The organism is Leifsonia sp. NCR5, assembly GCF_002105485.1.
Lineage (GTDB): Bacteria > Actinomycetota > Actinomycetes > Actinomycetales > Microbacteriaceae > Leifsonia.
The window spans coordinates 164,589-186,155 of record NZ_NCSR01000005.1 but is presented as its reverse complement, the minus strand read 5'-3'; the positions used below and the strand labels follow the sequence as shown (position 1 = coordinate 186,155).

Annotated in this window: 28 protein-coding genes; 14 read left to right on the top strand and 14 right to left on the bottom strand. The window is 68.8% G+C overall.

All coding sequences use genetic code 11. The features are described from left to right. Nucleotides 1-51: 51 nt before the first annotated feature. Together B7438_RS06685 and upp are read right to left on the bottom strand one after the other, a co-directional pair. Entirely contained in the window at nt 52-792 is a 741-nt protein-coding gene (locus B7438_RS06685; protein ID WP_085368775.1) for a winged helix-turn-helix domain-containing protein, read from the bottom strand. A 440-nt stretch (nt 793-1,232) separates the two neighbouring features. After that, the gene (gene upp, locus B7438_RS06680) at nt 1,233-1,865 is read right to left on the bottom strand and encodes a uracil phosphoribosyltransferase (RefSeq protein ID WP_085368774.1); all 633 of its coding nucleotides are present in this window, start codon (nt 1,863-1,865) and stop codon (nt 1,233-1,235) included. A gap of 41 nt (nt 1,866-1,906) precedes the next feature. On the opposite strand from upp, the gene tadA reads away from it, so the two are divergent. Continuing rightward, complete coding sequence (tadA, locus tag B7438_RS06675; RefSeq protein WP_085368773.1) at nt 1,907-2,374, top strand: tRNA adenosine(34) deaminase TadA; 468 nt, start codon at nt 1,907-1,909, stop codon at nt 2,372-2,374. A 45-nt stretch (nt 2,375-2,419) separates the two neighbouring features. On the opposite strand, the gene B7438_RS06670 is transcribed toward tadA, so the two are convergent. Next, on the bottom strand, nt 2,420-3,118 hold the full coding sequence (locus B7438_RS06670) for a glutamine amidotransferase (RefSeq protein WP_085368772.1): 699 nt from the start codon (nt 3,116-3,118) through the stop codon (nt 2,420-2,422). After that, nucleotides 3,115-4,077 carry a cation diffusion facilitator family transporter gene (locus B7438_RS06665; RefSeq protein ID WP_085368771.1) on the bottom strand — a complete coding sequence of 321 codons (963 nt, stop codon included), beginning with the start codon at nt 4,075-4,077 and terminating at the stop codon, nt 3,115-3,117. The genes B7438_RS06670 and B7438_RS06665 overlap by 4 nt, the downstream gene beginning before the upstream one ends. Before the next feature lie 23 nt (nt 4,078-4,100). On the opposite strand from B7438_RS06665, the gene proC reads away from it, so the two are divergent. Next, nucleotides 4,101-4,949: a pyrroline-5-carboxylate reductase gene (gene proC / locus B7438_RS06660; protein ID WP_085368770.1), complete on the top strand. Its 849-nt coding sequence runs from the start codon at nt 4,101-4,103 to the stop codon at nt 4,947-4,949. A 13-nt stretch (nt 4,950-4,962) separates the two neighbouring features. Here proC and B7438_RS06655 read toward each other — a convergent pair whose 3' ends face one another. Continuing rightward, entirely contained in the window at nt 4,963-5,853 is an 891-nt protein-coding gene (locus B7438_RS06655) for a LysR family transcriptional regulator (protein WP_085368769.1), read from the bottom strand. 73 nt (nt 5,854-5,926) lie between these two features. Here B7438_RS06655 and B7438_RS06650 point away from each other — a divergent pair, with 73 nt between their 5' ends. Genes B7438_RS06650 through B7438_RS06640 form a run of 3 tightly spaced genes read left to right on the top strand, consistent with a single transcriptional unit; the run spans nt 5,927 to nt 8,164 of the window. Then, nucleotides 5,927-7,144, top strand: coding sequence for an MFS transporter (locus B7438_RS06650; RefSeq protein WP_085368768.1), 1,218 nt, complete (start codon nt 5,927-5,929; stop codon nt 7,142-7,144). 13 nt (nt 7,145-7,157) lie between these two features. Further along, nucleotides 7,158-7,724, top strand: a complete 567-nt coding sequence (locus B7438_RS06645; RefSeq protein ID WP_085368767.1) for a dihydrofolate reductase family protein — start codon at nt 7,158-7,160, stop codon at nt 7,722-7,724. Further along, the gene (locus B7438_RS06640) at nt 7,721-8,164 is read left to right on the top strand and encodes a VOC family protein (RefSeq protein ID WP_085368766.1); all 444 of its coding nucleotides are present in this window, start codon (nt 7,721-7,723) and stop codon (nt 8,162-8,164) included. The genes B7438_RS06645 and B7438_RS06640 overlap by 4 nt, the downstream gene beginning before the upstream one ends. 36 nt (nt 8,165-8,200) lie before the next feature. On the opposite strand, the gene B7438_RS06635 is transcribed toward B7438_RS06640, so the two are convergent. Together B7438_RS06635 and B7438_RS06630 are read right to left on the bottom strand one after the other, a co-directional pair. Next, the gene (locus tag B7438_RS06635) at nt 8,201-8,872 is read right to left on the bottom strand and encodes a TrkA family potassium uptake protein (RefSeq protein ID WP_085368765.1); all 672 of its coding nucleotides are present in this window, start codon (nt 8,870-8,872) and stop codon (nt 8,201-8,203) included. After that, nucleotides 8,865-10,301, bottom strand: coding sequence for a TrkH family potassium uptake protein (locus B7438_RS06630; RefSeq protein ID WP_085368764.1), 1,437 nt, complete (start codon nt 10,299-10,301; stop codon nt 8,865-8,867). The genes B7438_RS06635 and B7438_RS06630 overlap by 8 nt, the downstream gene beginning before the upstream one ends. 65 nt (nt 10,302-10,366) lie before the next feature. Between B7438_RS06630 and B7438_RS06625 the strand changes: the two genes are divergently transcribed. From B7438_RS06625 to B7438_RS06605, 5 genes are all read left to right on the top strand, one after another. After that, nucleotides 10,367-10,795, top strand: a complete 429-nt coding sequence (locus B7438_RS06625; protein ID WP_085368763.1) for a helix-turn-helix transcriptional regulator — start codon at nt 10,367-10,369, stop codon at nt 10,793-10,795. Nucleotides 10,796-10,899: 104 nt separating this feature from the next. Beyond that, a complete protein-coding gene (locus B7438_RS06620) occupies nt 10,900-11,094 on the top strand; it encodes a helix-turn-helix domain-containing protein (protein WP_085368762.1) in 195 nt (64 codons plus the stop codon). A 69-nt stretch (nt 11,095-11,163) separates the two neighbouring features. Then, nucleotides 11,164-11,262 carry a 30S ribosomal protein bS22 gene (locus tag B7438_RS06615; RefSeq protein WP_003792170.1) on the top strand — a complete coding sequence of 33 codons (99 nt, stop codon included), beginning with the start codon at nt 11,164-11,166 and terminating at the stop codon, nt 11,260-11,262. Between the two features lie 106 nt (nt 11,263-11,368). After that, a complete protein-coding gene (locus tag B7438_RS06610; protein ID WP_085368761.1) occupies nt 11,369-11,632 on the top strand; it encodes a glutaredoxin family protein in 264 nt (87 codons plus the stop codon). Beyond that, nucleotides 11,629-11,928, top strand: coding sequence for a Dabb family protein (locus B7438_RS06605; protein WP_085368760.1), 300 nt, complete (start codon nt 11,629-11,631; stop codon nt 11,926-11,928). Before B7438_RS06610 ends, B7438_RS06605 begins: the two co-directional genes overlap by 4 nt. 81 nt (nt 11,929-12,009) lie before the next feature. Here the strand turns inward: B7438_RS06605 and B7438_RS06600 are convergent, their stop codons facing one another. The 3 genes from B7438_RS06600 to B7438_RS06590 all read right to left on the bottom strand — a co-directional run bounded on the left by B7438_RS06600 (nt 12,010) and on the right by B7438_RS06590 (nt 14,017). Continuing rightward, nucleotides 12,010-12,711, bottom strand: a complete 702-nt coding sequence (locus tag B7438_RS06600; protein ID WP_085368759.1) for a GntR family transcriptional regulator — start codon at nt 12,709-12,711, stop codon at nt 12,010-12,012. Beyond that, a complete protein-coding gene (locus B7438_RS06595) occupies nt 12,711-13,394 on the bottom strand; it encodes a GntR family transcriptional regulator (RefSeq protein WP_085368758.1) in 684 nt (227 codons plus the stop codon). Before B7438_RS06595 ends, B7438_RS06600 begins: the two co-directional genes overlap by 1 nt. 233 nt (nt 13,395-13,627) lie before the next feature. After that, nucleotides 13,628-14,017, bottom strand: coding sequence for an SHOCT domain-containing protein (locus tag B7438_RS06590; protein ID WP_085368757.1), 390 nt, complete (start codon nt 14,015-14,017; stop codon nt 13,628-13,630). Nucleotides 14,018-14,160: 143 nt separating this feature from the next. Between B7438_RS06590 and B7438_RS06585 the strand changes: the two genes are divergently transcribed. Further along, nucleotides 14,161-16,095 carry a thioesterase domain-containing protein gene (locus tag B7438_RS06585; protein WP_085368756.1) on the top strand — a complete coding sequence of 645 codons (1,935 nt, stop codon included), beginning with the start codon at nt 14,161-14,163 and terminating at the stop codon, nt 16,093-16,095. A 41-nt stretch (nt 16,096-16,136) separates the two neighbouring features. Further along, nucleotides 16,137-16,991 carry a polyphosphate kinase 2 family protein gene (locus tag B7438_RS06580; protein WP_085368755.1) on the top strand — a complete coding sequence of 285 codons (855 nt, stop codon included), beginning with the start codon at nt 16,137-16,139 and terminating at the stop codon, nt 16,989-16,991. Nucleotides 16,992-16,997: 6 nt separating this feature from the next. Here B7438_RS06580 and B7438_RS06575 read toward each other — a convergent pair whose 3' ends face one another. The 3 genes from B7438_RS06575 to tatA form a co-directional block, all read right to left on the bottom strand. Beyond that, on the bottom strand, nt 16,998-18,296 hold the full coding sequence (locus B7438_RS06575) for an isochorismate synthase MenF (protein WP_256921894.1): 1,299 nt from the start codon (nt 18,294-18,296) through the stop codon (nt 16,998-17,000). A gap of 74 nt (nt 18,297-18,370) precedes the next feature. Then, nucleotides 18,371-19,204 carry a twin-arginine translocase subunit TatC gene (gene tatC / locus B7438_RS06570; protein WP_256921893.1) on the bottom strand — a complete coding sequence of 278 codons (834 nt, stop codon included), beginning with the start codon at nt 19,202-19,204 and terminating at the stop codon, nt 18,371-18,373. 2 nt (nt 19,205-19,206) lie between these two features. After that, entirely contained in the window at nt 19,207-19,398 is a 192-nt protein-coding gene (gene tatA, locus B7438_RS06565; RefSeq protein WP_085368754.1) for a twin-arginine translocase TatA/TatE family subunit, read from the bottom strand. 102 nt (nt 19,399-19,500) lie between these two features. On the opposite strand from tatA, the gene B7438_RS06560 reads away from it, so the two are divergent. Both B7438_RS06560 and B7438_RS06555 read left to right on the top strand, forming a co-directional pair. Beyond that, the gene (locus B7438_RS06560) at nt 19,501-19,785 is read left to right on the top strand and encodes a hypothetical protein (protein WP_085368753.1); all 285 of its coding nucleotides are present in this window, start codon (nt 19,501-19,503) and stop codon (nt 19,783-19,785) included. A gap of 53 nt (nt 19,786-19,838) precedes the next feature. Beyond that, nucleotides 19,839-20,867 (top strand): acetylxylan esterase, encoded by a 1,029-nt coding sequence (locus B7438_RS06555; protein ID WP_085368752.1) that lies wholly within the window; start codon nt 19,839-19,841, stop codon nt 20,865-20,867. Here B7438_RS06555 and B7438_RS06550 read toward each other — a convergent pair. Beyond that, nucleotides 20,828-21,493, bottom strand: a complete 666-nt coding sequence (locus B7438_RS06550) for a FadR/GntR family transcriptional regulator (protein ID WP_256921892.1) — start codon at nt 21,491-21,493, stop codon at nt 20,828-20,830. The two genes, B7438_RS06555 and B7438_RS06550, sit on opposite strands and share 40 nt — an antisense overlap. Between the last annotated feature and the right edge of the window lie 74 nt (nt 21,494-21,567).

Sequence of the window (21,567 nt, the reverse complement as noted above, 5' to 3'; positions counted from 1 at the left end):
CGCCACGCCGAGTGGCACCGTGAAGAACTTCGGACTCGATGGCGTGGCGGCTTAGAACAGGTCGGGGGAGGGGGCGGACGCGTGCCGGATGGACACGTCGGCGTGACGGTCGAAGCGGTAGCCGACGCCGCGGACGGTGCGGACGATGTCCTCGTACCGTCCGAGCTTCGAGCGCAGGCGGCGCACGTGGACGTCGATGGTGCGCTCGTTCGGCACCTCGTCGTCCGCGGAGCCCCACAGCGACGAGATCAGCTCGGCGCGCTCGATGGTGCGGCCCTCGCGCAGCACCAGGTACTGAAGGAGCTCGAACTCCTTGTACGTGAGCGCGGCGGTCTGGTTGTCGAGGAGGAGGCGCTTGCGCGAGATGTCGACGACGACGCCACCGGATGCGCGGTCCTCGTCCTCGTCCGGCGTCACCTGGTGGCGGTGCTTGGCGATGGCGGAGGGGTCCTGCAGGGCGAGGCGGACGACATCCACGTCGCGTCCACCGGCTCCTTCTGGAGCGAGTGCGACGGCGGCGTACGTCTCTGCGGACGGTGCGATCTCGGCGGTGAGGCGCTTCAGGGCTTCGACGATGCGGCCGAGGTCGGTGCCGGCTGCAGCGGCCTTGGCCTCGTCGATGCCGACGTAGAGGACGAATCCGCGGGCCTCGGTGCCGTTCGGCACGGCGCGGATCTGGGTGGCGGGGACGGCGGGGGCGGCGGCCGGCGTCGGAACCGCTGCTGCGGGAGCCGGGGCTGCCGCGAGGTGACGGCTGGGGGAGTAAGCGGTGTCGATGGTTGCCAGAGACATGGGATGGGTCCTTTGCGATGATGCGGTGAATCCCCTGCCGGATACGGCGTCCCCGGTGGCGTCGAAACGTTCGACGTGTACAGGTAGGTGGCGGGGTGCGAGGATTCGCGAGTGTGTGTTGGGCCTGAGAGCGGCCGGTGTGCGGATGCGTGAGTGTGGCGCATCCGGGGAGCTGGTAGCCCTGTCCCGACTCAGTGGGTCGGCGGGCGGCTGGCTCGGCGAAGGGTCGTCAGATTAGCGACACATTCGGCAACACATGACCGAGTCGCGGCCGGGCATCATCATGCCGGCATCCCCAGGGGCCTCGAAGGAGGTCAGGGTACGCGAGTTGTCAGTCATGCATTGAAGTAAAGCGTCCCGTGACGGCCCGTGTCAAATCATTACGGAATGTTGCGACGTCTCTGTCGCATTCGTCGCTGCCGTCAGCAGGGGTGGATGGGTCAGACCGTGCCGTAGAGGCGGTCGCCGGCGTCGCCGAGGCCGGGCACGATGTAGCCGTTCTCGTTGAGGCGCTCGTCGAGGGCGCCGAGCACGATGGTCACGTCGCGGCCCTCCGTCGCCTTCTCCAGGGCGGCGATGCCCTCCGGGGCGGCAAGGATGCAGATGGCGGTGACGTCGACAGCCCCGCGCTTGAACAGGAACTCGATGGCGGCGCCGAGCGAGCCTCCCGTAGCGAGCATCGGGTCGAGCACGAAGCACTGGCGGTCGGAGAGGTCGTCCGGCAGGCGCTCCGCGTACGTGGTCGGCTCGAACGTCACCTCGTTGCGCGCCATGCCGAGGAAGCCGACCTCTGCGGTCGGCATCAGGCGCACCATGCCCTCGAGCATCCCGAGCCCTGCGCGCAGGATGGGGACGACGAGCGGACGCGGCTCGCTGAGGGCGACGCCCGTGGTGGTGGTGACCGGCGTCTCGATCTCGACCGGCTCGACCTTGACGGCGCGGGTCGCTTCGTACGCGAGCAGTGTCACGAGCTCCTCGGTGAGCGCGCGGAACACCGGAGACGGGGTGTGCTTGTTGCGCAACACCGTCAGCTTGTGGGTGATGAGGGGGTGGTCGGCAACGTGCACTCGCATAGGCTCAAGGCTAACCGACGTTTCCCCCGTGAGGAGCCCGCGTGAGTTTGGCCGTCCCTGACGACTACGAGCAGTGGATGCGCCGCGCCATCGCCGACGCACGGCTCGCCTTCGACACCGGCGACGTCCCGGTCGCCGCGCTGGTCGTCGACGAGCACGGTGAGGTCATCGGGACCGGCCGCAACGAGCGCGAGCTGCGCAACGACCCGACCGCCCACGCGGAGGTGCTCGCGCTGCGCGAGGCGGCAGCATCCAGGGACGACTGGCACCTGGAGGGATGCACGCTCGTCGTCACCCTCGAACCGTGCGTGATGTGCGCGGGCGCCGTGCTGGCCGCCCGGGTGCCGCGCGTGGTGTTCGGCGCCTGGGACGAGAAGGCTGGGGCGGCGGGGTCGGTGTACGACGTGCTGCGCGACCGCAGGCTGAACCACCGGGTCGAGGTGTACGCGGGCGTGCTGGCCGAGGACTGCGCCGACCTGCTGCTGGACTTCTTCCGCGCGAAGCGCTGAGGGCGCGGCGGCGGCGCGGGCGGCACGGACGCAGGCGGCGGCGCGCTACGGCAGCTGCGCCAGCCACTCCGAGAACGCGGCACGGGATGCGGCCTGCATCGCCGCCGAGTACTGCTCGCGGTCGCGGCGCATGGCGTCGGGGTCGATCGCGTGCTCGTCCAGCTCGTTGTACCCGTCGGACACCCAGCGCTCGTGCATCTCGTCGGTCACTTCCGGGTGGAACTGCACGGCGAGGGCGAAGTCCCCGATGGCGAACGCCTCGTTGGAGTAGTCGCTCGAGGAGGCCAGCAGCGTCGCGCGCTCCGGCAGGTCGAACGTGTCGCCGTGCCACTCCACGACGGGGACGCCGTCGAAGTGCCTGATCGGCGACTCCGCTCCCGCCGCCGTCGGCTCGACCCTGCGGAACCCGATCTGCATCGTGCCGCCCTTGTAGACGCGCTCGCCGAGGGCGCCGGCCATGAGCTGCGCGCCGAGGCACACCCCGAGCGTCGGGAGCTCGGTGTCGAGTCTCTGCCTGATGAGGGCCTGCTCGTGCGCCAAGTGCGGGAACTCGCGCGTCTGGTATGCGCCCATCTCGCCGCCGAGGATGACGAGGAGGTCGGCCGTCTCCGCATCCACTGCCGTCAGATCCTCTGTCGTCGCGTCGACCACGCTGACCTCGTAGCCGTGCTCGGCCAGCACCGGCCCGATGTTGCCGAGGTGGATGGTGGGGTCGTGCTGCAGCACGACGGCGCGGCGGGTCATTCGAGGCCCTTGATGACGATGGCGTCCGTGGCCGGGTGCTTCTCGTTGGGGTCGATCCACACATCCGGTTCGATGTAGATGACGCGCGCGGACGGCACGGCGGCACGGACGCGGCGCTCGACGCTGTCGATGGCCGCAGCGACCTCGGAGAGCCTGCGCTCGCCGTAGATCGCGAGCTTCACGCCCACCAGCAGCTCGTCCGGCCCGAGGTACAGCGTCTTCATGTGGATGATGCGCTCGGCCTCGTCGCCGTCGAGGATCGCCTTCTCGATGGCCGCGACGTCTTCGTCGCTCGCGCCCTCGCCCACCAGCAGGCTCTTCGTCTCCATGCCCAGGATGACCGCCACGGTGATCAGCAGCGCGCCGATGAGGAGAGTGCCGATCGCATCCCACACCCCGTTGTGCGTGATGATCGTGAGGCCGACGCCCAGCAGCGCGAACACCAGACCGGTGAGCGCCGCGACGTCTTCGAGCAGCACGACCGGCAGCTCGGGGGCCTTGGCGCGGCGGATGAACTGCGGCCACGACATGCTCTTCTTGTGCGGGCGGGACTCGTGCACCGCCGTGCGGAGCGAGAACGACTCCAGGCCGATCGCGATGACCAGCACCAGCAGCGGAAGCCACCAGTTCTCGAGTGGATGCGGGTGCGTCAGCTTCTCGATGCCCTCGTACAGGGAGAACACGCCACCGACCGAGAAGAGGATGATCGAGACGACGAACGCGTACACGTAGCGCTCGCGGCCGTAGCCGAAGGGATGCTCCTTGTCCGCCTTCCTCTTCGCCTGGCGTCCGCCGAGCAGCAGGAGCAGCTGATTGCCGGAGTCCGCTACCGAGTGGACGCCCTCCGCGAGCATCGACGACGAGCCGGAGAAGGCCCACGCGATGAACTTCGTGATGGCGATCCCGAGGTTGGCGGCGAAGGCCGCGACGATTGCCCTGGTTCCACCCGATGCGCTCATGGCAACATCCTAGGATGGCGAGCATGACCGACACGCAGAACGTCACGCTCCCGACGATCGCCATGCTCGGAGCAGGCTCCATGGGCCGCGCCATCCTCAGCGGCCTCCTCGCGCCCGGCGTCACCGTCCAGGGCGGCATCCGGGTGACCAACCGCTCGGCGGCGCGCGCCGCGGAACTCTCCGGCACAGCAGGGGTGACCGCGTACGCCACCGAGACGAAGGCCGACGCGAACCGCCTCGCCGTGGACGGCGCCGAAATCGTCATCGTGGCCGTGAAACCGGCGATGGTGCCGGACCTGCTGCGCGAGATCGGCGCATCCCTCACCCCCGGCGCCGTGGTCGTGAGCGTCGCGGCCGGCGTGACGACGGCGACGTTCGAGTCGCTGCTCCCGCAGACCGTGACCGTGGTGCGGTCGATGCCGAACACCCCAGCGGTGGTCGGCAAGGCGGTCACCGGCATCAGCGGAGGCAACCGCACGCGGCCGGACGACCTCGCGCTGGTGCGCGCGCTGTTCGAGACGGTGGGCGAGGTGGTCGAGGTCCCCGAGTCCCAGCTGGATGCGCTCGGCACCATCTCCGGCTCCGGCCCGGCGTACGTGTTCTTCCTGATCGAGCAGCTCACCGCCGCCGCCGTCGCCAAAGGCTTCACGCCGGAGCAGGCGGCGACCCTGGTCAACGGCACCTTCCTCGGCGCCTCGGAGCTCCTCGTCTCCTCCGGTGAGGACCCCGCAGAGCTCCGCCGCCGCGTCACGAGCCCGGGCGGCACCACGGAGCGCGCCATCGCCGTCCTCGCCGACGCCGACCTCGCCTCCCTCTTCACCCGGGCCACCGACGCCGCCCTCGCCCGCTCCCGAGAGCTCGCCGCCTCCTAGTCGCCGCGGCGGGTCATTCCTGATCGAACCCTGACGTGTTGAGGCCCGCCGCCGCGACGGCGGCGGCCGTGGCCTGGATGAAGTCGTAGGCGATCCCTGCGCCGTCGGACGCGCGGGCGACCGCCCAGACTCTGCGCTTCATGCCGGGGAGGGCGGTGGCGGCGAGTCGGGTCATGTCGAGTGAGCGGAGCGCTGTCCCTGGCATGGTGACCACGCCCAGTCCCGCGGCGACGAAGGATGCCTGGACGTTGATGTCCTCTGTGCGCAGCGAGACCCTGGGCTGGAAGCCGGCGGCGAGGCAGACGGCTTCGATGCCGGCCTGGCAGCGCTCGCATCCGGCGATCCAGCTGGAGTCGCGGTGGTTGGCGACGCGGTCGTCCGGGGTGGTGCTCAGCAAGTAGATCGGGTCGTCGTAGAGCTTGACCGCGGCGAACTCGTCACCGATGGGCGCGTCATCCGGGCGGTGCATTACCGCGACATCCACCTCGTTCCGGCGCAGGAGCCCCATCGAGTCGATGGGGTCGCTCTCCTGCAGCTCTAGAGCGATGTCATCGTAGTCGTCTTGCAGGCGACGGAGCGCCGGGGGCACGAGTTCGAGAAGCGCCGACTGGAACGCGGCGATGCGCAGTCTGCTGCGGAGCTGGCGGCTGAGCGCGGTGACCTCGGACTGCGTTTCGTCCAGTCGTCGCAGGATGTCGCGGGCGCGGGATGCGAGGAGCTGCCCTTCCGGGGTGAGCACGATTCCGCGGCCGCGGCGCACGGTGAGTGCTGCGCCGACGTGCTCCTGCAGTCTGGCCAGGTGATGGCTGACCGAGGCCTGGGCGTAGTGAAGTTCCTCCGCGGCCGCGGTGAGGGATCCGGTGCGGGCGATGGCGTCGATGACGCGGAGCTGGTTGATCTCCATTCATCGACCATACCGATGGATTCCAGCAAATCATTGCCTTGATCGATTTTATGGATGCGGCGAGCATCGAAGCATGACCAGATCGAGCGAGGCGGGAGCCGGCTACGGCCGGCTGTTCCTCGACCGCGAGTTCCGTGCCCTGTGGGCCGGAAGCGCACTGGGGACGGCGTCGACCTCGATGGCCGGGCTGGCTCTCGGTCTTCTCGTGCACACCGAAACCGGTTCCGCGTTCTTGACCGCGCTGGTCGTGTTCGGTCCCTCGCTCGCGCAGCTGTTCGGGGCGAGCGCGCTCATGTCGGCCGTCGACACGGTGCCTCCGCGAGTACTGCTGGCAGCGTCGGGGGCGGCGATGGCGATCGCGTTCACTGCGCAGGCAGTGTTCGATGTCGCACCGGTGGGGCGCCTCGCGATCGTGGTGTGCACCTCGGTGGTCCTGTCTCTCGCCAGCGGCGCCCGCTGGGGGCTGCTGGCCGACGTCGTGCCGGCGAACCGTTACGCGCTCGCCCGTTCGGCGATGAACGTCTCGGTCGGCGTGATGCAAGTGGTCGGCTTCGCTCTCGGCGGTGTTCTGTCGGTTCTGTGGGCTCCAACCGCGATCTTCTGGCTCGCGACGGGCTGCTCCGCAGTGGCCGCGCTGGTGAGCTGGTTCGGGATCGGGTCGCACCCGCCGCGGCGTTCCGGACGGCCCGGTTTCGGGGCGACGTGGGCGGCCAACACGCTGCTCCTGCGTCAGCCGTCCACCCGGTGGCTTCTGATCGCGCTCTGTGTCCCGAACGGCCTGGTGGCTGGATGCGAGGCCCTCTTCGTCTCGTACGCGCCGTCAGCAGCGGCCGCGTTCTTTGTGGCCGGCGCCGCAGGAATGCTCGCCGGGGACGTCCTCATGGGCCGGGTGCTGACCGAGCGCTCACGACGGGTCGGCACCGAGTGGTTGCGGCTGCTGCTCCCTGTTCCGTTCCTGGTCTTCGTCCTGCAGCCGCCGATCCCTGTCGCGGCCGTGATGGTTGCGATCGGATCGATCGGGTACGCGGCCTCGCTCGGCCAGCAAGAGCTCCTCGTCGCGGTGACTCCGCATGAGCTCACCGGACAGATCTTGGGAGCAGAGTCATCCGCCCGGGTCGCCTTCCAAGGCGTCGCCGCAGCAGTGGCGGGTGGCCTCGCCGAGATCGTGCAGACCGGGCTGGCGATCGGTCTGCTGAGTCTCACCTCGATCGCGGTCTCGGTGATGCTCATCCCGGGTCTTGGCCGGGCCGCCCACTCAGGGCCGGTCGGCCAGCCTCTCCTCCATCAGTGAAAGGACAACAGCAATGCGAAAATTGATCGCCCAGCAGTGGGTCACGCTCGACAACATCGTCGCCGAAGAGGACGGGGGCCTCGGCTTCGTTTCCGGCGAACCCTTCGACGACGGCACGAGAACCCCGTTCCAGGACAGTGCCATGAACCTCATCGAGTCCGTCGACACGATGATCCTCGGCGCCACGACGTACACGCAGTCCACGGGATGGGCCACCGCCGACGACCAGGGCGAGTACGGGCGCAAACTCAACGAACTCGCCAAGTACGTCGCCTCCACCACGCTCGACGACGCCCCGTGGGGAGACTTCCCTGCAGCGACGGTGGTCGCCGACCCGGCGGCGACGATCCGTGAGCTCAAGGGTCGGGGCGGCAAGAACCTCTGGCTGTGGGGCAGCCTGACGCTCATGCAATCCCTTTTCGACGAAGGCCTCATCGACGAAGTCCGGCTGCTGGTCTGCCCGACGACACGCGGCGCCGGACGCCGTTTCTTCCAGGACCGCCAGGACCTGTCCCTGATCGAGGCGACCGGCTTCGAGAACGGGGTCGTCCTTCTCCGCTACGAGGTGAACAGCAAATGACCATCAGACTCGACAACGTCGGCATCGCCGTCCGCGACATCGAGGAAGCGATCTCCTTCTTCACCGACCTCGGCCTCTCGATTCTGGGGCGCGACACGGTCAGCGGCGAATGGGCCGACACCGCCGTCGGACTCGACGGCAACCACGCCAAGATCGCCGTGCTCCAGACACCGGATGGCCACGGCCGGCTCGAGTTCTTCGAGTACATCCACCCGGATGCCATCGAGACCACACCGACCCTTCCGAACGAGATCGGAATGCACCGCGTCGCATTCACCGTCGACGACATCGACGCGTCGCTCGCGATCGCCGCGACGTACGGGTACCACCCGCTCCGGGGCGTGGCCACCTACGGCGACTTCTACACGCTCACTTACCTGCGCGGCCCCAGCGACATCCTCGTCATGTTCGCCCAGGAACTGACGCCCGCTCACGCGTGAGCCGCATCCCCTCGTCGTGCCGCAGCGCGGCGCCGGTCAGGAGTCGAGGGCGGCGAAGCGCTCGATGTCGGAGGAGGAGCCGGAGACGATGATGAGGTCGTGGTTGGAGACCACGGTGTCCGCCGTCGCGTAGGTGAACGGCTTGCCGGGGCTCTTCACGCCGACGACGGTGATGTGGTACTTCGTGCGCACGCCGGACTCGGTGAGGTTGATGCCGCGGATGGGCTTCGGCGGGTACATCTTGACCAGGGCGAAGTCGTCGTCGAATTCGATGAAGTCCAGCATCCGGCCGGAGACCAGGTGGGCGACGCGCTCGCCGGCCTCCGCCTCCGGGTAGATGACGTGGTTGGCGCCGATGCGTTCCAGGATCTTGCCGTGCGACTGCGAGATCGCTTTGGCCCAGATCTGCGGCACCTTGAGGTCGACCAGGTTGGCGGTGATGAGCACGCTCGCCTCGATGGACGAGCCGACAGCGACGACGGCGATGGAGAAGTCTTCCGCCCCGATCTGGCGCAGCGTCTCGATCGAGCGGGCGTCGGCCTGCACCGTGTGCGTCACCCTGTCCGCCCACTTCTGCACCAGCCCGGCGTCCGTGTCGATGGCGAGCACCTCGCGGTCCAGCCGGTCGAGCTCTCCCGCGGTCGCTGCGCCGAAGCGCCCTAGCCCGATCACCAGGACGGGAGCGTTGTGCTTGATCCGGTCAACCAACGAGCGGCCTCTCCTCAGGGTTCTGGTACAGCTGCTTGCGCTGGCTCTGGGCGAGCGCCGCGGCGAGTGTCACTGTACCAACGCGCCCGCAGAACATCGTGGCCGCCATCACGTACACCCCCGCATCCGGCAGCTTCTCCGTCAGGCCGGTCGACAGGCCGCAGGTGGCGAACGCGGAGATCACGTCGAACAGCACGTGGTCGAGCGGCGCCTTGGTGATCTGCAGGATCAGGATGCTCGACACCGCCACGATCGTGGCACCCCACAGCGCCACCGCCACCGAGAGCCGCAGCACGTCGATCGGGATGCGGCGACGGAACGCATCCATCGACTCCACCCCGCGCGCCTCCGCGAACGCCGCGAGGAACAGCACCGCGAGGGTCGTCACCTTGATGCCGCCGGCCGTGGATGCGGACCCGCCGCCGATGAACATCAGCATGTCGGTCACCAGCAGGCTCGAGCCGTGCAGGTCGTCGATCGGCACCGTGGAGAACCCGCCCGACCTGGCCATCGTCGACAGGAACAGCGACTGGAAGACGGTGTGGCCGGCATCCAGGTGGCCGAACGTCTTCGGGTTGTCCGCCTCGAGGACGATGTAGAGCACGGCGCCGGCGACCAGCAGGATCACCGAGGTCACCAGCGTCAGCTTCACGTGGATGGACCAGCGGCGGCGACGCTTGCGCAGGTTCGTCGCGATGGCGAGGATCACCGGGAAGCCGATCGCCCCGAGGAAGACGCCGATCATCAGCGCGCCGAGGAACCAGAAGTCCTCGGCGAACGGGGCGAGACCTTCAGCGTTCGGCGTGAACCCGGTGTTCGTGAACGCCATCGCTGCGTAGTAGATGCTCTCCCAGAGCGCCGTGCCGAACGGGATCCCGGCGATCAGCATCCTGGGCAGCAGCAGAAGCCCGACCACGCCCTCGATCACCACCATGCTGAGGGCCACCGTGATGAGCAGCTTGCCCACCTCGCCCAGCCGCACGGCCTGTCCTTCTGCCACCGGGCCGGCGTGGATGCGCAGCGGGTTGCTGTCGCTCGCGGCCATCAGCTTGGCGCGCAGCCCCAGCTTGCGCGAGACCACCAGGCCCAGGATGCTCGCCATCGTCAGCACGCCGACCGCGCCGATCTGCACGCCGAAGAACACCAGCAGGTGGCCGAAGACGCTCCAGTGCGTCGCCATGTCCACGGTGGAGAGGCCGGTCACGCAGATGACGCTGACCGCGGTGAAGAGCGCGTCGGCGAGCGGGGTGGTCGACCGGGCTGTGGTGGCGATCGGCAGCGAGAAGAGCAGCGTGAAGACCAGGATCAGCAGGGTGAAGACGAGGATCGCGAACCGCGAAGGGCTCCTGCTCGCGAAACCGTTGATGCCGTCGCGCATCCGACCGGCCGGCGTCAGGCTCATCCGCCCGGACGTCTGTGTCGCTCGCATGACCGTTCCTCCCGCCGACAGCTTGGGACATGGTACTCCGCTGGGCGAGTGACTAGCCTGGGGTGATGGCCGACATCTTTGACGTGATCGCGGATGCGACGCGGCGCGACATCCTGCGAGTGCTTCTCGACCGCCATGCCGACGATGTCCATTCCTCCGGAGAGATATCGGTCTCCGAGATCGTGTCGACACTGGAATTGAGCCAGCCGACCGTCTCCAAGCACCTCAAGGTGCTGCGCGAGGCCGGGCTCGTCTCGGTGCGCGAGGAGGGACAGCACCGCTACTACCGGCTGGATGCTGCACCCCTGGAGGCCGTCGAGGACTGGGTCATTCCCTTCACGGCATCCGATGTCGACCTCGCGGCGATCGAAGACCAGCTGGCCGACGAGACGCGCGAGTTCGCAAGCACGGTCGGCAAGGTGCTCGCCGACACCGGCCACCGGGTGACCACCGCCGTGGAGCGCGTGACGCCCCGCAAATGGCGTCGCGACTGACCGCTGCACGACCTCCACTTGTCTGCGAGCCCCGGCGGGTTCTAGAGTTCGTGTCACCACTCGTGTCACACGAGTACCATGACAGCAGAAGAAGGACTTGGCAGATGGCACGCGATCTCTCGGATGTGCGCTTCCTGACGGTCGCCGAGGTGGCCGACATGATGCGCGTCTCCCGCATGACCGTGTACCGCCTCGTGCACTCGGGGGAACTCCCCGCCATCCGTTTCGGGCGCTCCTTCCGGGTGCCGGAATCGGCCGTAACACAGGCTCTTGAGAATCACGTCGCCGACACAGCGTGACGTCGGGTAGACTGTTGGCTTGTGTCGCCGCGCATTCCGCGGCCAGCCCCCTAACTTTGTGAGGTCTACGTGGGTTCCGTTATCAAGAAGCGTCGCAAGCGTATGGCGAAGAAGAAGCACCGCAAGCTTCTTCGCAAGACGCGCCACCAGCGTCGCAACAAGAAGTAGACCTCGGTCTGCAGCTCAAGCGTCGGCCCCTCGGGACCGACGCTTTTTGCTGCCCGGAGCCGGGCTGCCCGGAGCCGGGCTGCCCGCATCCGGATAGGCTGGATGCGTGTCCAGCGTCTCCCTCACCCTGATCGGCAAGCCGGGGTGCCACCTCTGCGATGACGCCCGTGAGGTGATCGGCGCCGTGATCGGCGACCTGCCTCCCGGAGCGCCGACCGTGGTGGTGGACGAGCGGAACATCCTGGAGGAGCCCGAGCTGCACGCGCAGTACGTCGAGGACATCCCCGTGGTGCTCGTCGATGGCAGGGTCCACACCTACTGGCGCGTCGATCCTGCGCGTCTCCGCACCGCACTCCTGGAGGTCCGATGACCATTCGCCATGTCGTCTCGTGGAAGCTCGCCACCTCGGATGATTCCGAGCGTGCGGAGCAGGCCGCGGCCGTGAAGGCCGGCCTGGAGTCGCTGCCGGCGACCATCCCGGAGATCCTCGCGCTGGAGGTCGGGGTGAACGCGCTGAGCGCGGACAACTTCGACGTCGTGCTGATCAGCGACTTCGCCGACGAGGATGCACTGCAGCGCTACGTCGACCACCCGGATCACCAGCGGGTCGCCGCGTACATCCGGTCGGTGGTCGGCGGTCGTTCCGCCGTCGACTTCCTCGTCTGAAACACAATCGAGTCCGGACTTATGCACGGCCGACACGGCGTGTCGCGTGCATAAGTCCGGACTCGATTATTTGGGTCGGAGCTAGACGATGGGGGTGTCGTCGATCTCGGCGTCGGTGCGGCGGTAGTCCGCGAGGAACTGGGCGTGCGAGGGGGCGTAGAGGGCCTTGACCAGGTCGCCGGCCTTCTCGCCGTCGCGCTCCTTCGCCGCCGCCGCGATCTCCGCGATGCGCGCGGGGAGGTCGTCGGTGTCGAACGGGCGCTGCCAGACGCTGATGTAGCGCAGCAGTTGCGGGCTGAGGCCCTCGCTCACGCTCACCAGGACATCGTTGCCGGTGTTCCGCTCGAATTCGAGGAAGAACTCGTTGAGCGCGTGCCCGAGTGCGGGGAGGTCGCCGGACTTGGCGAGCTTCTTCGCCTCCTTGGCCAGCTTGTCGAGCCGTGAGACCGCCGCGTTGTCGAGCGCGGGGACCGCGTTGCGCGCCGCACGCTCGTGCAGGAGCCCGGAGATGTAGACGGCCTCGTCGATTGCGCGCATGTCGATCGGCGCGACGCGGGTGTACCGGTTCGGGGCCATCTCGACGAGTCCGATCTCGGCGAGCTTCATCAGCGCTTCGCGGATCGGGGTGCGGGAGACGCCGAGCCAGGCGGTCAGCTTCTCGTCGAGGAGGGTCTCACCCGGTTCGAGCGTGCCGTCGAGGATGCCGTCGTAGAGACGGTTGTACACGACATCGCGGAGGAGCTGACGCTCGACCGGCGCTGTGTCTTTGACGGGGAGCGGCATCAGTTCTCCTTCTTCTCGAGCGCGGCGAACTCGTCGACGAGCTGAGCGAGTGCTTCGGACCAGTAGCCGTCCACGGCGGTGGCCGCCTTGTCGGCGTTGCCGGCGACGGACGCCTCCACGATCGTGGTGAGGTACGGCAGGCTCGCCTCGAAGGCGCTGGTGCTGGGGGCTGCGATGAGCGCCCGGCGGATCTCGGGAAGGTGACGGTTGAGCAGGCGGGCGACGGTCTTGTTGTCGAGCCTGCGCACGTAGACGTTGATGAAGTCGTCGGCGAACGACTTGTCTCGGATGAGTGCCCCGAAGTCGTCTCCGCTGGTGGCCCTGGCGGCGAAGTCGCGCAGCGTGGCCTTGTCGTCGTCGGTGAGGAGGGCGGTGGAGTCGCGGACGACGCCGTGGAGGAGCGTGCCGACCGTTTCGATGAGCCCGCGCAGGCGGACGGTGTCGATCGGGGTGACGCGCGTGCGCTTCTGCGGCATGATCTCGACGAGGCCCATGGACGCGAGCTGGTTCAGCGCCTCGCGCACCGGAGTGCGGGACACCCCGACCCACTTCTCGATCTCAGCGTCGTAGAGCTGCTCGCCGGGGGTGAGATCGCCGTCGACGATCGCGTCGAGCAGGCGAAGGAAAACTTCGTCTCTGATGAGCCGTCGTGGGCTGACGGTCTCGGTAATGGGTACAGGCATACATGAATATTACATCCGCCGAGTTCGAATTCAAGCCATTGCGAGAACGAATGTCGCGGATGTGGGATCGGAGCGTCTGGGATGCAGATCGCTGTGGTGATGGATGCGGGAGGTTCACACTGTGAAGTCTCCCATGTCAAATATGAGTATAGCCTACGGGGGCGCGAACGCACGACGGGCGCGGCGTCCAGATGTGCTGGACGCCGCGCCCGGATGGACTCGGAGCGTGCCGATCAGAACTTGTTGCCGAGCGCCTTCGCTTTGAGCGCGTCGAACTCTCCGGCGCTGATGACGCCCTGGTCGAGCAGTTGCTTGGCCTTGGCGATGTCGTCGGCGGGGGAGGCGGAGGCGACCTGCCGGATGTAGTCGTCCGCCTGCGACTGAGCCTGCTGCACGTCCCGTGCCTGGCGCTCCGCCATGCCGCGGCCGCGCGCGATCAGGTAGACGAGCGCCGTGAGGAAGGGCAGGAAGATCAGGAAGATGACCCAGAGCGCCTTCCACCAGCCGTTCAGCGCGCGGTCGCGGAACAGGTCACCGATGATCGCGAACAGTGCGAACAGGTATGCGATGAACGCGAAGGCCCAGAAGATGAGCCAAATGACGTTCCAGAAGTTGTTCCACATGGTCTGATTGCCCTTCCGACGTGCCGCCCGATGCGGCATCTGAGCACACGCTAGTGCTCGCGTCGGGCACGGCGCTAGCAATTCCGGTCCAATGCATACATTGCGGACACCGTCTGTCGGAGGCAGCGGGTTAGGCTGACGCCATGCTGCCGCAGATCCCACCGCACACGTGGCGCGGCAGGAGCGCTGCTGCGACAGCGCTGTTCGTCCTCTGGCTGGTGGTCGGGGTGCCGGTGGCCGTGGCCGCCGGGCTCGTGCTACTGGTGCTCGGTGTGGCGGTCGCCGTGGTCGCGCTGGTCGTCTGGCTGCTTTGGGCGGGGATCGCGTGGGTGTGGTTCGCGATCGTGCTTGCGGAGCGCATCCCGTACCCGTTCCGGCTGCTGCCGCCGAAGACCCGCCGGTCGCGTCGGCTCGCGGGCAGCTCGCTCTACCTGCAGCTCGCTCCGCGGCTCGTCGGCGGCGTCGCGCGTCTCGCCGGGGTGCTGTTCGGACCGCTGCTGCTGGCGACGAGCATCGCCGGGCTGTTCTCCGCGCGCTGGCGTGCCCGCCCGTACCTCGCGGTGTTCACGCTTCCCGCCGTGCTGCGCAAGGTGGTGAATCTGGGGCGCAGACGCGGGCTGCTGCGCGACGGCCACGACGCGGACATCCTCCGCTACGACGCCTTCCTCTCGGGGGCGTTCCCGCACATCCTGGACTTCCTCGACTGGTGGCGCGACCCGCAGGCGCCCCGCGAGTACACGCCGTCTCCGGGGCTGGTGGATGTGCCGGCGGGACTCCTCGGCCTCGACCTCCAGCCGTATCCCGACCCGCTCGGCTATCCGGGGCTGGCCGCCGGCGCGCTCCGCCGCCACAGCATCCGGAGTCTGCGCGAGGTGTTCCTCAGCCAGCGTGAGATCGACGACCTCTGCGACCCCGACCTCGACGACCGGGCGGACGTGGGCCTCATCCGTGTGGCGAGCCGGGTGGATGCGCACGGGCTGCGGCACTGGATCGTCCAGTTCCCGAGCACCAAGTCCTGGCACCCGCGTGCCGGCGCCGCCCCCAACGACCTCACCGCCGATCTCGTGATCGGCGCAGAGCAGGAGCCGACCGCCACCCGCGCCGCCATCGCGACGATGCTGCATGCGGGCATCCGACCGGGCGAGCCCGTGTTGCTCGCCGGGTTCAGCCTCGGTGGCATGGTGGCGGCGCAGGTTGCCGACCGTGCGACCCGCGCCGGCCTCACCGTGGCGCATCTCGTGGTGGCGGGCACCCCGCTCGGGCGGGTGCACATCCCGGACGGTGTTCGGGTGCTCGCCATCGAGCACGTGCTCGACATCGTCCCGCGCATCGACGGCAGGGAGAACCCGGTGCGCCCGCCGCTCTCCGCGCAGGGGACGGACCGCTTCGTCACGGTGAAGGCCGGCCCGCTGCTCCCCGTCGGCTTCCGGCTCGGCGCGCTGCACCAGTCCACGGCGTACGCGGATACGGCGAAAGCCATCGAGGAGCAGTCACCGGATGCGCTCGTCGCGTCCATGCTCGACGAGCTCGCGGTGTACTTCGGCCAGGGCCAGACCGTCGTCGACCACGCCATGCTGCGCACGGGCGGCCTCGGTCCGCAGCCGTCCGTGCCGTTCTACCTGCACAGCACGGTGCAGGAGGGGATCACGCGCGGGACGCTCCGACAGACGCTCCGGCGCATCCCGGGTGTTATCGCGGTCGACGTCTACCAGTCGCGGGCGGGGTTCGCCACGACGATCCTCTGGAACGCCGACGTGCTCGTGCGCAGCCTGAAGCCGTGGTTCACCACGGTGGAGCGGTTCGCCGTCTACCGCGGCCTGCTGTCGCTCCTGAAGCGCCGCAGGGCGGTGGGCATCCACTTCCGGCTGCAGGCGAAGGAGACGCCGGGGGTCACCTGGGAGGCTACGGTGCAGCAGATGGCGGACGGGCAGTGGAGGGAGATCCTCGACGTCTCGTTCGACGACTCTGCTGCAGAGGCGGAGTTCGAGGATGCGTTCCCCGGCGGAGCGGCGCCGACGGTCGTGTTCTACCCGCCCTCGGCGTTCGACCCTGTCGTGGACACCGCATCCCGTCGCTGACCTGGTCGTAGGATGAGGCCCACGCGAACGAGGAGGTCACCGTGGGTCGTGAAGGGTACTGGACGACGGACCCGAAGGACGCGTTGCGCGTCGGTCCCGGTTTCCGGCTGGACGCTCAGGATGCGGCGGCGAAGCCCGGGTTCGACGGGCACAAGTCCGACGGGGAGTTGGCGCTCGCCGAGGGGGCCGGGATCCTCGCCGACCTCCAGGAGCGGCTGTACGCGGCGGGCACCGTCGGCGACAAGCGCAGCCTGCTGCTCGTGCTGCAGGCGATGGACACGGCAGGCAAGGGCGGCATCGTCTCCCATGTCGTCGGGGCGGTCAACCCCGGCGGGGTGCGGTACGCCGGGTTCAAGAAGCCGACGCCGGAAGAGCTGGCGCACGACTTCCTCTGGCGCGTGGACCGCGAGGTGCCGTCCGCAGGCCAGGTCGGGGTCTTCGACCGCTCGCACTACGAGGACGTGCTGATCGGGCGGGTGCGGCAGCTGGCCCCCGCCGACGAGATCGAGCGGCGCTACGGCGCGATCAACGGCTTCGAGGAGGAGCTGCGGGAGAGCGGGACCACGATCGTGAAGGTGATGCTGCACCTCAGCAAGGACGAGCAGCGCGCCCGCCTGGCCGACCGGCTGGAGCGGCCGGAGAAGCAGTGGAAGTACAACCCGGGGGATGTGGACGAGCGGCAACTCTGGGACGAGTACCAGGCGGCGTACCAGGTGGTCTTCGACCGCACCTCGACGGACGGCGCTCCGTGGTACGTGGTTCCCGCCGACCGCAAATGGTATGCCCGGCTGGCGGTGCAGCACCTGCTCATTGATGCCCTGGAAGGCATGAACCTCGACTGGCCAGCGCCCGAGTACGACGTGGAGGAGGAGAAGAGGAGGCTCGCGGCGTCCTAGCGCCGATCAGCCGAACGCTTCGACCACCGGACGGAACTTCATCGTCGTCTCGACCAGCTCCCGCTCCGGCACGGAGTCCGCGACGATGCCGGCGCCGGCATATGCCGTGATGTCGCCGGACTCGGAGACCTGAGCGCAGCGCAGCGCGATGGCCCACTCGCCGTCTCCGTCTCCGCCGACCCAGCCGACGGGGCCGGCGTACCGGCCGCGGTCGAACGGTTCGAGCTCGTGGATGACAGCCATCGCATCCCGTGTCGGGGTGCCGGCGACAGCAGCGGTCGGGTGCAGGGCGTCGACCAGGTCGAGCGAACTGGACCCGTCGCTCAGGGTGCCCTGTACGTCGGTCGCGAGATGCCAGAGGTTCGGCAGCTTCAGCGTGAACGGCAGGTCGCTCGCCGCGAGATCCGCGCTGTGCTCACGCAGGGCGTCGACGACGCTCGAGACCGCGTACCGGTGCTCGTCCTGGTCTTTGGTGCTGCTGGCCAGGGTGACGGCGGCGTCGTGGTCGCTGACGCTGTCGGCCCCGCGGGAGATGGTGCCGGCGAGCACGCGTGCGCTGACGGTGCCGTGGTCGACTCGCACCAGGGTCTCCGGAGAGGAGCCGACGAGGCCGTCGACAGCGAACGTCCAGCACTCCGGGTAGCCGAGCGCCAGCTCGACCAGCGCGCGGCGCACGTCGGACTCGTGCGGGAGGTGGCCGGTGAGATCGCGGGCGAGCACGACCTTGCGCAGATCGCCGTGCCGGATGCGGTCGACGGCAGCCTGCACGGCGGCGCGGTAGCCCTCCTTGCCGAGCGAGCCGGGAAGCAGGGTGAGGCGGTACTCGTCGCCGAACGGAGTGGGGCGGGGGAGCCGCGACGCGGCTGCGCCAGCGCCCTGCGCGCCGGTGCCGTCGCCGTCTGCGTCGTCTGCCGGACGGATGCGCGTGATCCAGCTGCGCCCGTCGCGGCGGCCGATCACGAATTCGGGCACGATCAGCACGCTCGGCGCTGTGCTGTCATCGGCGAAGGCGAACGTGCCGAACGCGACCAGCCCGGTGCCCGGCTTGCCGACGGCGTCGGTGACGGACGCCTGCGAGACGACCTCTCTCCATGCGGCGGCGGCAGCGCGCATCCGGTCGTTGCCGGAGAATTCGAGCCGCAGCGCCTCGCCGATGCCCGCCATTCCTTCTCCCTTGCGGAGCCACAGCAGCGGGTGCCTGGCGTCGAGGAAAGGGATGAGCTGACGAACGTCGTCGATGGGGGTGGTCTCGACCAGGAGTGCCGTTGCGCTCGATGTCCGGGGCGTGGTCGCTGTTGCTGTCACCCGATCAGCCTACGCCCGGGATGCTGGGCGCCGGATGCGCGCGGGCTGGGGGTTGTCGGGGCTGTGGTGCCATCTCAGACGAGCTCGGCGGGGGACGAGGCGAGGATCGCCGCCGCCCTGCGGTCGGAGCGCCGGTCGTGCAGGGCCGCGACTCCCGCGGCGGCGAAGAACAGCGCGACCATCGGCACGGCGAGGCCGACCATCGAGAGCACGTCTGCCGATGGCGTGGCGATGGCGGTGAACAGCGCGATGGCGATCACCGCCACCCGCCACGACCGCACGATGGTGGAGGCACGCAGCACGCCGACGAAGTTCAGCATCGCCACCACGATCGGCAGCACGAACGCCACGCCGATCGCCACCACCAGCTTGAGCACGAAGTCGAAGTACGACTTGGCCTGCACGATCGCCGCATCCTGCTCGGGGGCGAACCCGGTGAGCACGCCGACCATGTGCGGAAGCACGAACCATCCGGCGAGGCACCCGGCGAGGAAGAGCGGGACGGCCGTGAAGAAGAAGCCGAACCCGTACAGCCGCTCCCTGCGGTCGAGCGCCGGGACGAGGAATGCCCACAGCTGGTAGAGCCAGACCGGGCTCGACACGATGACGCCGACGGTCATCGCCACCTGCATCTTGAGGTCGAATGCGCCGGTGATGGTGTCGTAGTTGAGCTCTGCGAGGCGGTGCTGGGTCGCGGCGACCTGCTCGATGGGGGCGCGGAGCGCATCCAGAACCGGGGTGGAGACGAACCAGCCCGCCACCACCCCGGCGAGCAGGGCGGCGGCCGAGCGGAACAGACGGCGGCGGAGCTCGGCGAGGTGCTGCGCGATGGCCATTCGGCCGGCCTCGGCCTTCGGCGTGCGCGTGCGCTTCTCTGCGCGCGCCGTCGTGCTCGTGCTCAGCCGCATGGTCAGACCTCGGTGCTGCCCTGGGTCTTCGGCTCGCCGTCGCGGCCGGTGAACTCGGGCTTCACTTCGTTCTTGAAGATGCGCATCGACTGTCCGAGGCTGCGCGCGAGGGCGGGGATCTTGGGGGCGCCGAACAAAAGGAGGATGACGGCGACGATGATGAGGGCGTGCCAGCCGTTGAGGTTCGCGAACATCGGGGGAGGCCTTTCTCGTGGAGGTTCGCGGCTGTTGCCGCCCGGTCACTCAAGCACATCAGACGTCTGATGTCCAGCGCGAATTGTGATACGGTCGCTCCCATGTTCGGTCTGACGTTCGACAAATTGATCGTCGTGGGAGTCATCGCAGCCTTCCTCGTCGGTCCGGCGCGGCTGCCCGGATACGCGGCGAAGCTGGGTGAGCTGGTGCGCAGGCTGCGAACCACGGCGGACGGTCTCAAGGAGCGCGTCGCCGACGAGGTCGGCCAGGACATCGACTGGCAGAAACTCGACCCGCGCCGCTACGATCCGCGCGCCATCGTGCGCAGTGCGCTGTTCGACGACGAGCAGCAGACGCCGCCCGCTCGCGCGGCCGAACCAGACTGACCACCCGCCGCGACCGCACCGCCCACCCCGGAACCCCCCCCGAAAGTGAGAGCATGTTCCTCGACCTGCCAGAGTCCGAACTTCGCGCGTACCGCAGTGCACAGACCGTCCCGGACGACTTCGACGAGTTCTGGGCGGGCACGATCGACGCTGCCGGCTCGCATCCACTGCTCAGGAGCGTCGTCCAGGTGGATGCCGGACTCGCCACGGTCGACGTGTTCGACGTGCGCTTCGGCGGCTTCGAGGGCGAGGAGATCGCGGCCTGGCTGCGCATCCCTCGCGGCGTGGACGGCCCGCTGCCCGCCGTGGTGCAGTTCCACGGCTACGGCCGCGGCCGCGGAGACGCCGTCGAGAACCTGCTCTGGGCGTCGGCCGGATACGCGCACTTCGAGATGGACACCCGCGGCCAGGGCTGGAGCGGGTCACGGGGCGTCACCCCGGACAGCGGATCGACGGCGCCGCAGATGCCCGGCTTCGTCACCAGGGGCGCCGAAGACAAGGCCACCTATTACTACCGCCGCCTGTTCACCGATGCGGTGCGCGCCGTGGAGGCCGCCCGCTCGTTCGAGGTCGTCGACGCGGAGCGGGTGGCGGTGCTCGGCGTGAGTCAGGGCGGGGGGATCGCGCTCGCCGTCGCCGGGTTGGTGCCCGGCATCGCGCAGGTCATCGCGCGGGTGCCGTTCCTCTGCGACTTCCCGCGCGCATCCGTGATCACCGACAGGATGCCGTTCCGCGAGATCGCCGACTACCTCGCGCACTTCCGCGACAGCGCGGAGCGGGTGCACCGCACCCTCTCCTACTTCGACGGCGTCAACTTCGCCGCGCGTGCCGATGCTCCCGCGACGTTCACGGTCGCGCTGATGGACCCGATCTGCCCGCCCTCGACCGTCTACGCCGCATACAACGCGTACGCGGGGGAGAAGGTCATCCACAGCTGGACGTACAACGCCCACGAGGGCGGTGGCGTGGACGACGACGTGCTCTCACTCCGCGTGCTGCGCGACGCTTTCGCCGAGCCTGGTGCGGCCGAGCGCGGCGCACCTCAGGACGCGGTGCCCAGCCCCCTGCGCAACGGGATGTAGTGCTTCACGACCGCCTCGCGGTACGCCTCCACATCGCCGGCCTCCGCCGCGCGCAGCATGTCGCCGTGCGCGCGGGCCGTCTCGTCGAGCCCGGCCGCCGGGGGAAGCCCAAGCCGCGGGTACACGACCGTGTTGACCTCCCAGAATGCCGTGACGAGCTGGCCGACGAGGGCGTTGTCGAGGTGGGCGAGCAGGGTGGAGTGGAAGGCGCGGTCCTCCTCGGCGAACGGCTCGCCGCGTCCGCTCTTGTCCTCCATCGCTGCGACCACGTCGTGCAGCACGGGATCGCTCGTGCCCTGCAGTGCTCTGCAGATCTGCTCCGCCATCGCGAGGTCGAGCGCTTCACGCACCTCGACCACCTCGCGAAGCGCGGCGAAGTCGTCCTCGGGGCCGAGCACGCCTCGGAAGACGAGGCCTTCCACCAGGGGAGCGAGTGACAATTGTCCGACGTACGTCCCGTACCCATGGCGCACCTCGACGATGTCGAGGGCGGCGAGGGTCCGCATCGCCTCGCGGACGCTGGACCGGCTCACGCCGAGTTCGGAGCACAGCTCTGCTTCGGTGGGAAGGAGGTCCCCCGGTTGCAGGCGGTGGATGAGGATGTAGTCCTTGATCTGGTCAGTCACCGACGAACGGCGTTGGCTGGGGGCCGAGGAGAACATTCCTGTCGTGGTGGGCTCGATCGCCATTGTGGACTTGA

Coding starts and splice junctions, on each gene's coding strand:
- B7438_RS06685 (WP_085368775.1), bottom strand. CDS start 792: ATGTCTCTGGCAACCATCGACACCGCTTACTCCCCCAGCCGTCACCTC.
- upp (WP_085368774.1), bottom strand. CDS start 1,865: ATGCGAGTGCACGTTGCCGACCACCCCCTCATCACCCACAAGCTGACG.
- B7438_RS06670 (WP_085368772.1), bottom strand. CDS start 3,118: ATGACCCGCCGCGCCGTCGTGCTGCAGCACGACCCCACCATCCACCTC.
- B7438_RS06665 (WP_085368771.1), bottom strand. CDS start 4,077: ATGAGCGCATCGGGTGGAACCAGGGCAATCGTCGCGGCCTTCGCCGCC.
- proC (WP_085368770.1), top strand. CDS start 4,101: ATGACCGACACGCAGAACGTCACGCTCCCGACGATCGCCATGCTCGGA.
- B7438_RS06655 (WP_085368769.1), bottom strand. CDS start 5,853: ATGGAGATCAACCAGCTCCGCGTCATCGACGCCATCGCCCGCACCGGA.
- B7438_RS06650 (WP_085368768.1), top strand. CDS start 5,927: ATGACCAGATCGAGCGAGGCGGGAGCCGGCTACGGCCGGCTGTTCCTC.
- B7438_RS06645 (WP_085368767.1), top strand. CDS start 7,158: ATGCGAAAATTGATCGCCCAGCAGTGGGTCACGCTCGACAACATCGTC.
- B7438_RS06640 (WP_085368766.1), top strand. CDS start 7,721: ATGACCATCAGACTCGACAACGTCGGCATCGCCGTCCGCGACATCGAG.
- B7438_RS06630 (WP_085368764.1), bottom strand. CDS start 10,301: ATGCGAGCGACACAGACGTCCGGGCGGATGAGCCTGACGCCGGCCGGT.
- B7438_RS06625 (WP_085368763.1), top strand. CDS start 10,367: ATGGCCGACATCTTTGACGTGATCGCGGATGCGACGCGGCGCGACATC.
- B7438_RS06620 (WP_085368762.1), top strand. CDS start 10,900: ATGGCACGCGATCTCTCGGATGTGCGCTTCCTGACGGTCGCCGAGGTG.
- B7438_RS06605 (WP_085368760.1), top strand. CDS start 11,629: ATGACCATTCGCCATGTCGTCTCGTGGAAGCTCGCCACCTCGGATGAT.
- B7438_RS06600 (WP_085368759.1), bottom strand. CDS start 12,711: ATGCCGCTCCCCGTCAAAGACACAGCGCCGGTCGAGCGTCAGCTCCTC.
- B7438_RS06595 (WP_085368758.1), bottom strand. CDS start 13,394: ATGCCTGTACCCATTACCGAGACCGTCAGCCCACGACGGCTCATCAGA.
- B7438_RS06590 (WP_085368757.1), bottom strand. CDS start 14,017: ATGTGGAACAACTTCTGGAACGTCATTTGGCTCATCTTCTGGGCCTTC.
- B7438_RS06585 (WP_085368756.1), top strand. CDS start 14,161: ATGCTGCCGCAGATCCCACCGCACACGTGGCGCGGCAGGAGCGCTGCT.
- tatC (WP_256921893.1), bottom strand. CDS start 19,204: ATGCGGCTGAGCACGAGCACGACGGCGCGCGCAGAGAAGCGCACGCGC.
- tatA (WP_085368754.1), bottom strand. CDS start 19,398: ATGTTCGCGAACCTCAACGGCTGGCACGCCCTCATCATCGTCGCCGTC.
- B7438_RS06560 (WP_085368753.1), top strand. CDS start 19,501: ATGTTCGGTCTGACGTTCGACAAATTGATCGTCGTGGGAGTCATCGCA.
- B7438_RS06555 (WP_085368752.1), top strand. CDS start 19,839: ATGTTCCTCGACCTGCCAGAGTCCGAACTTCGCGCGTACCGCAGTGCA.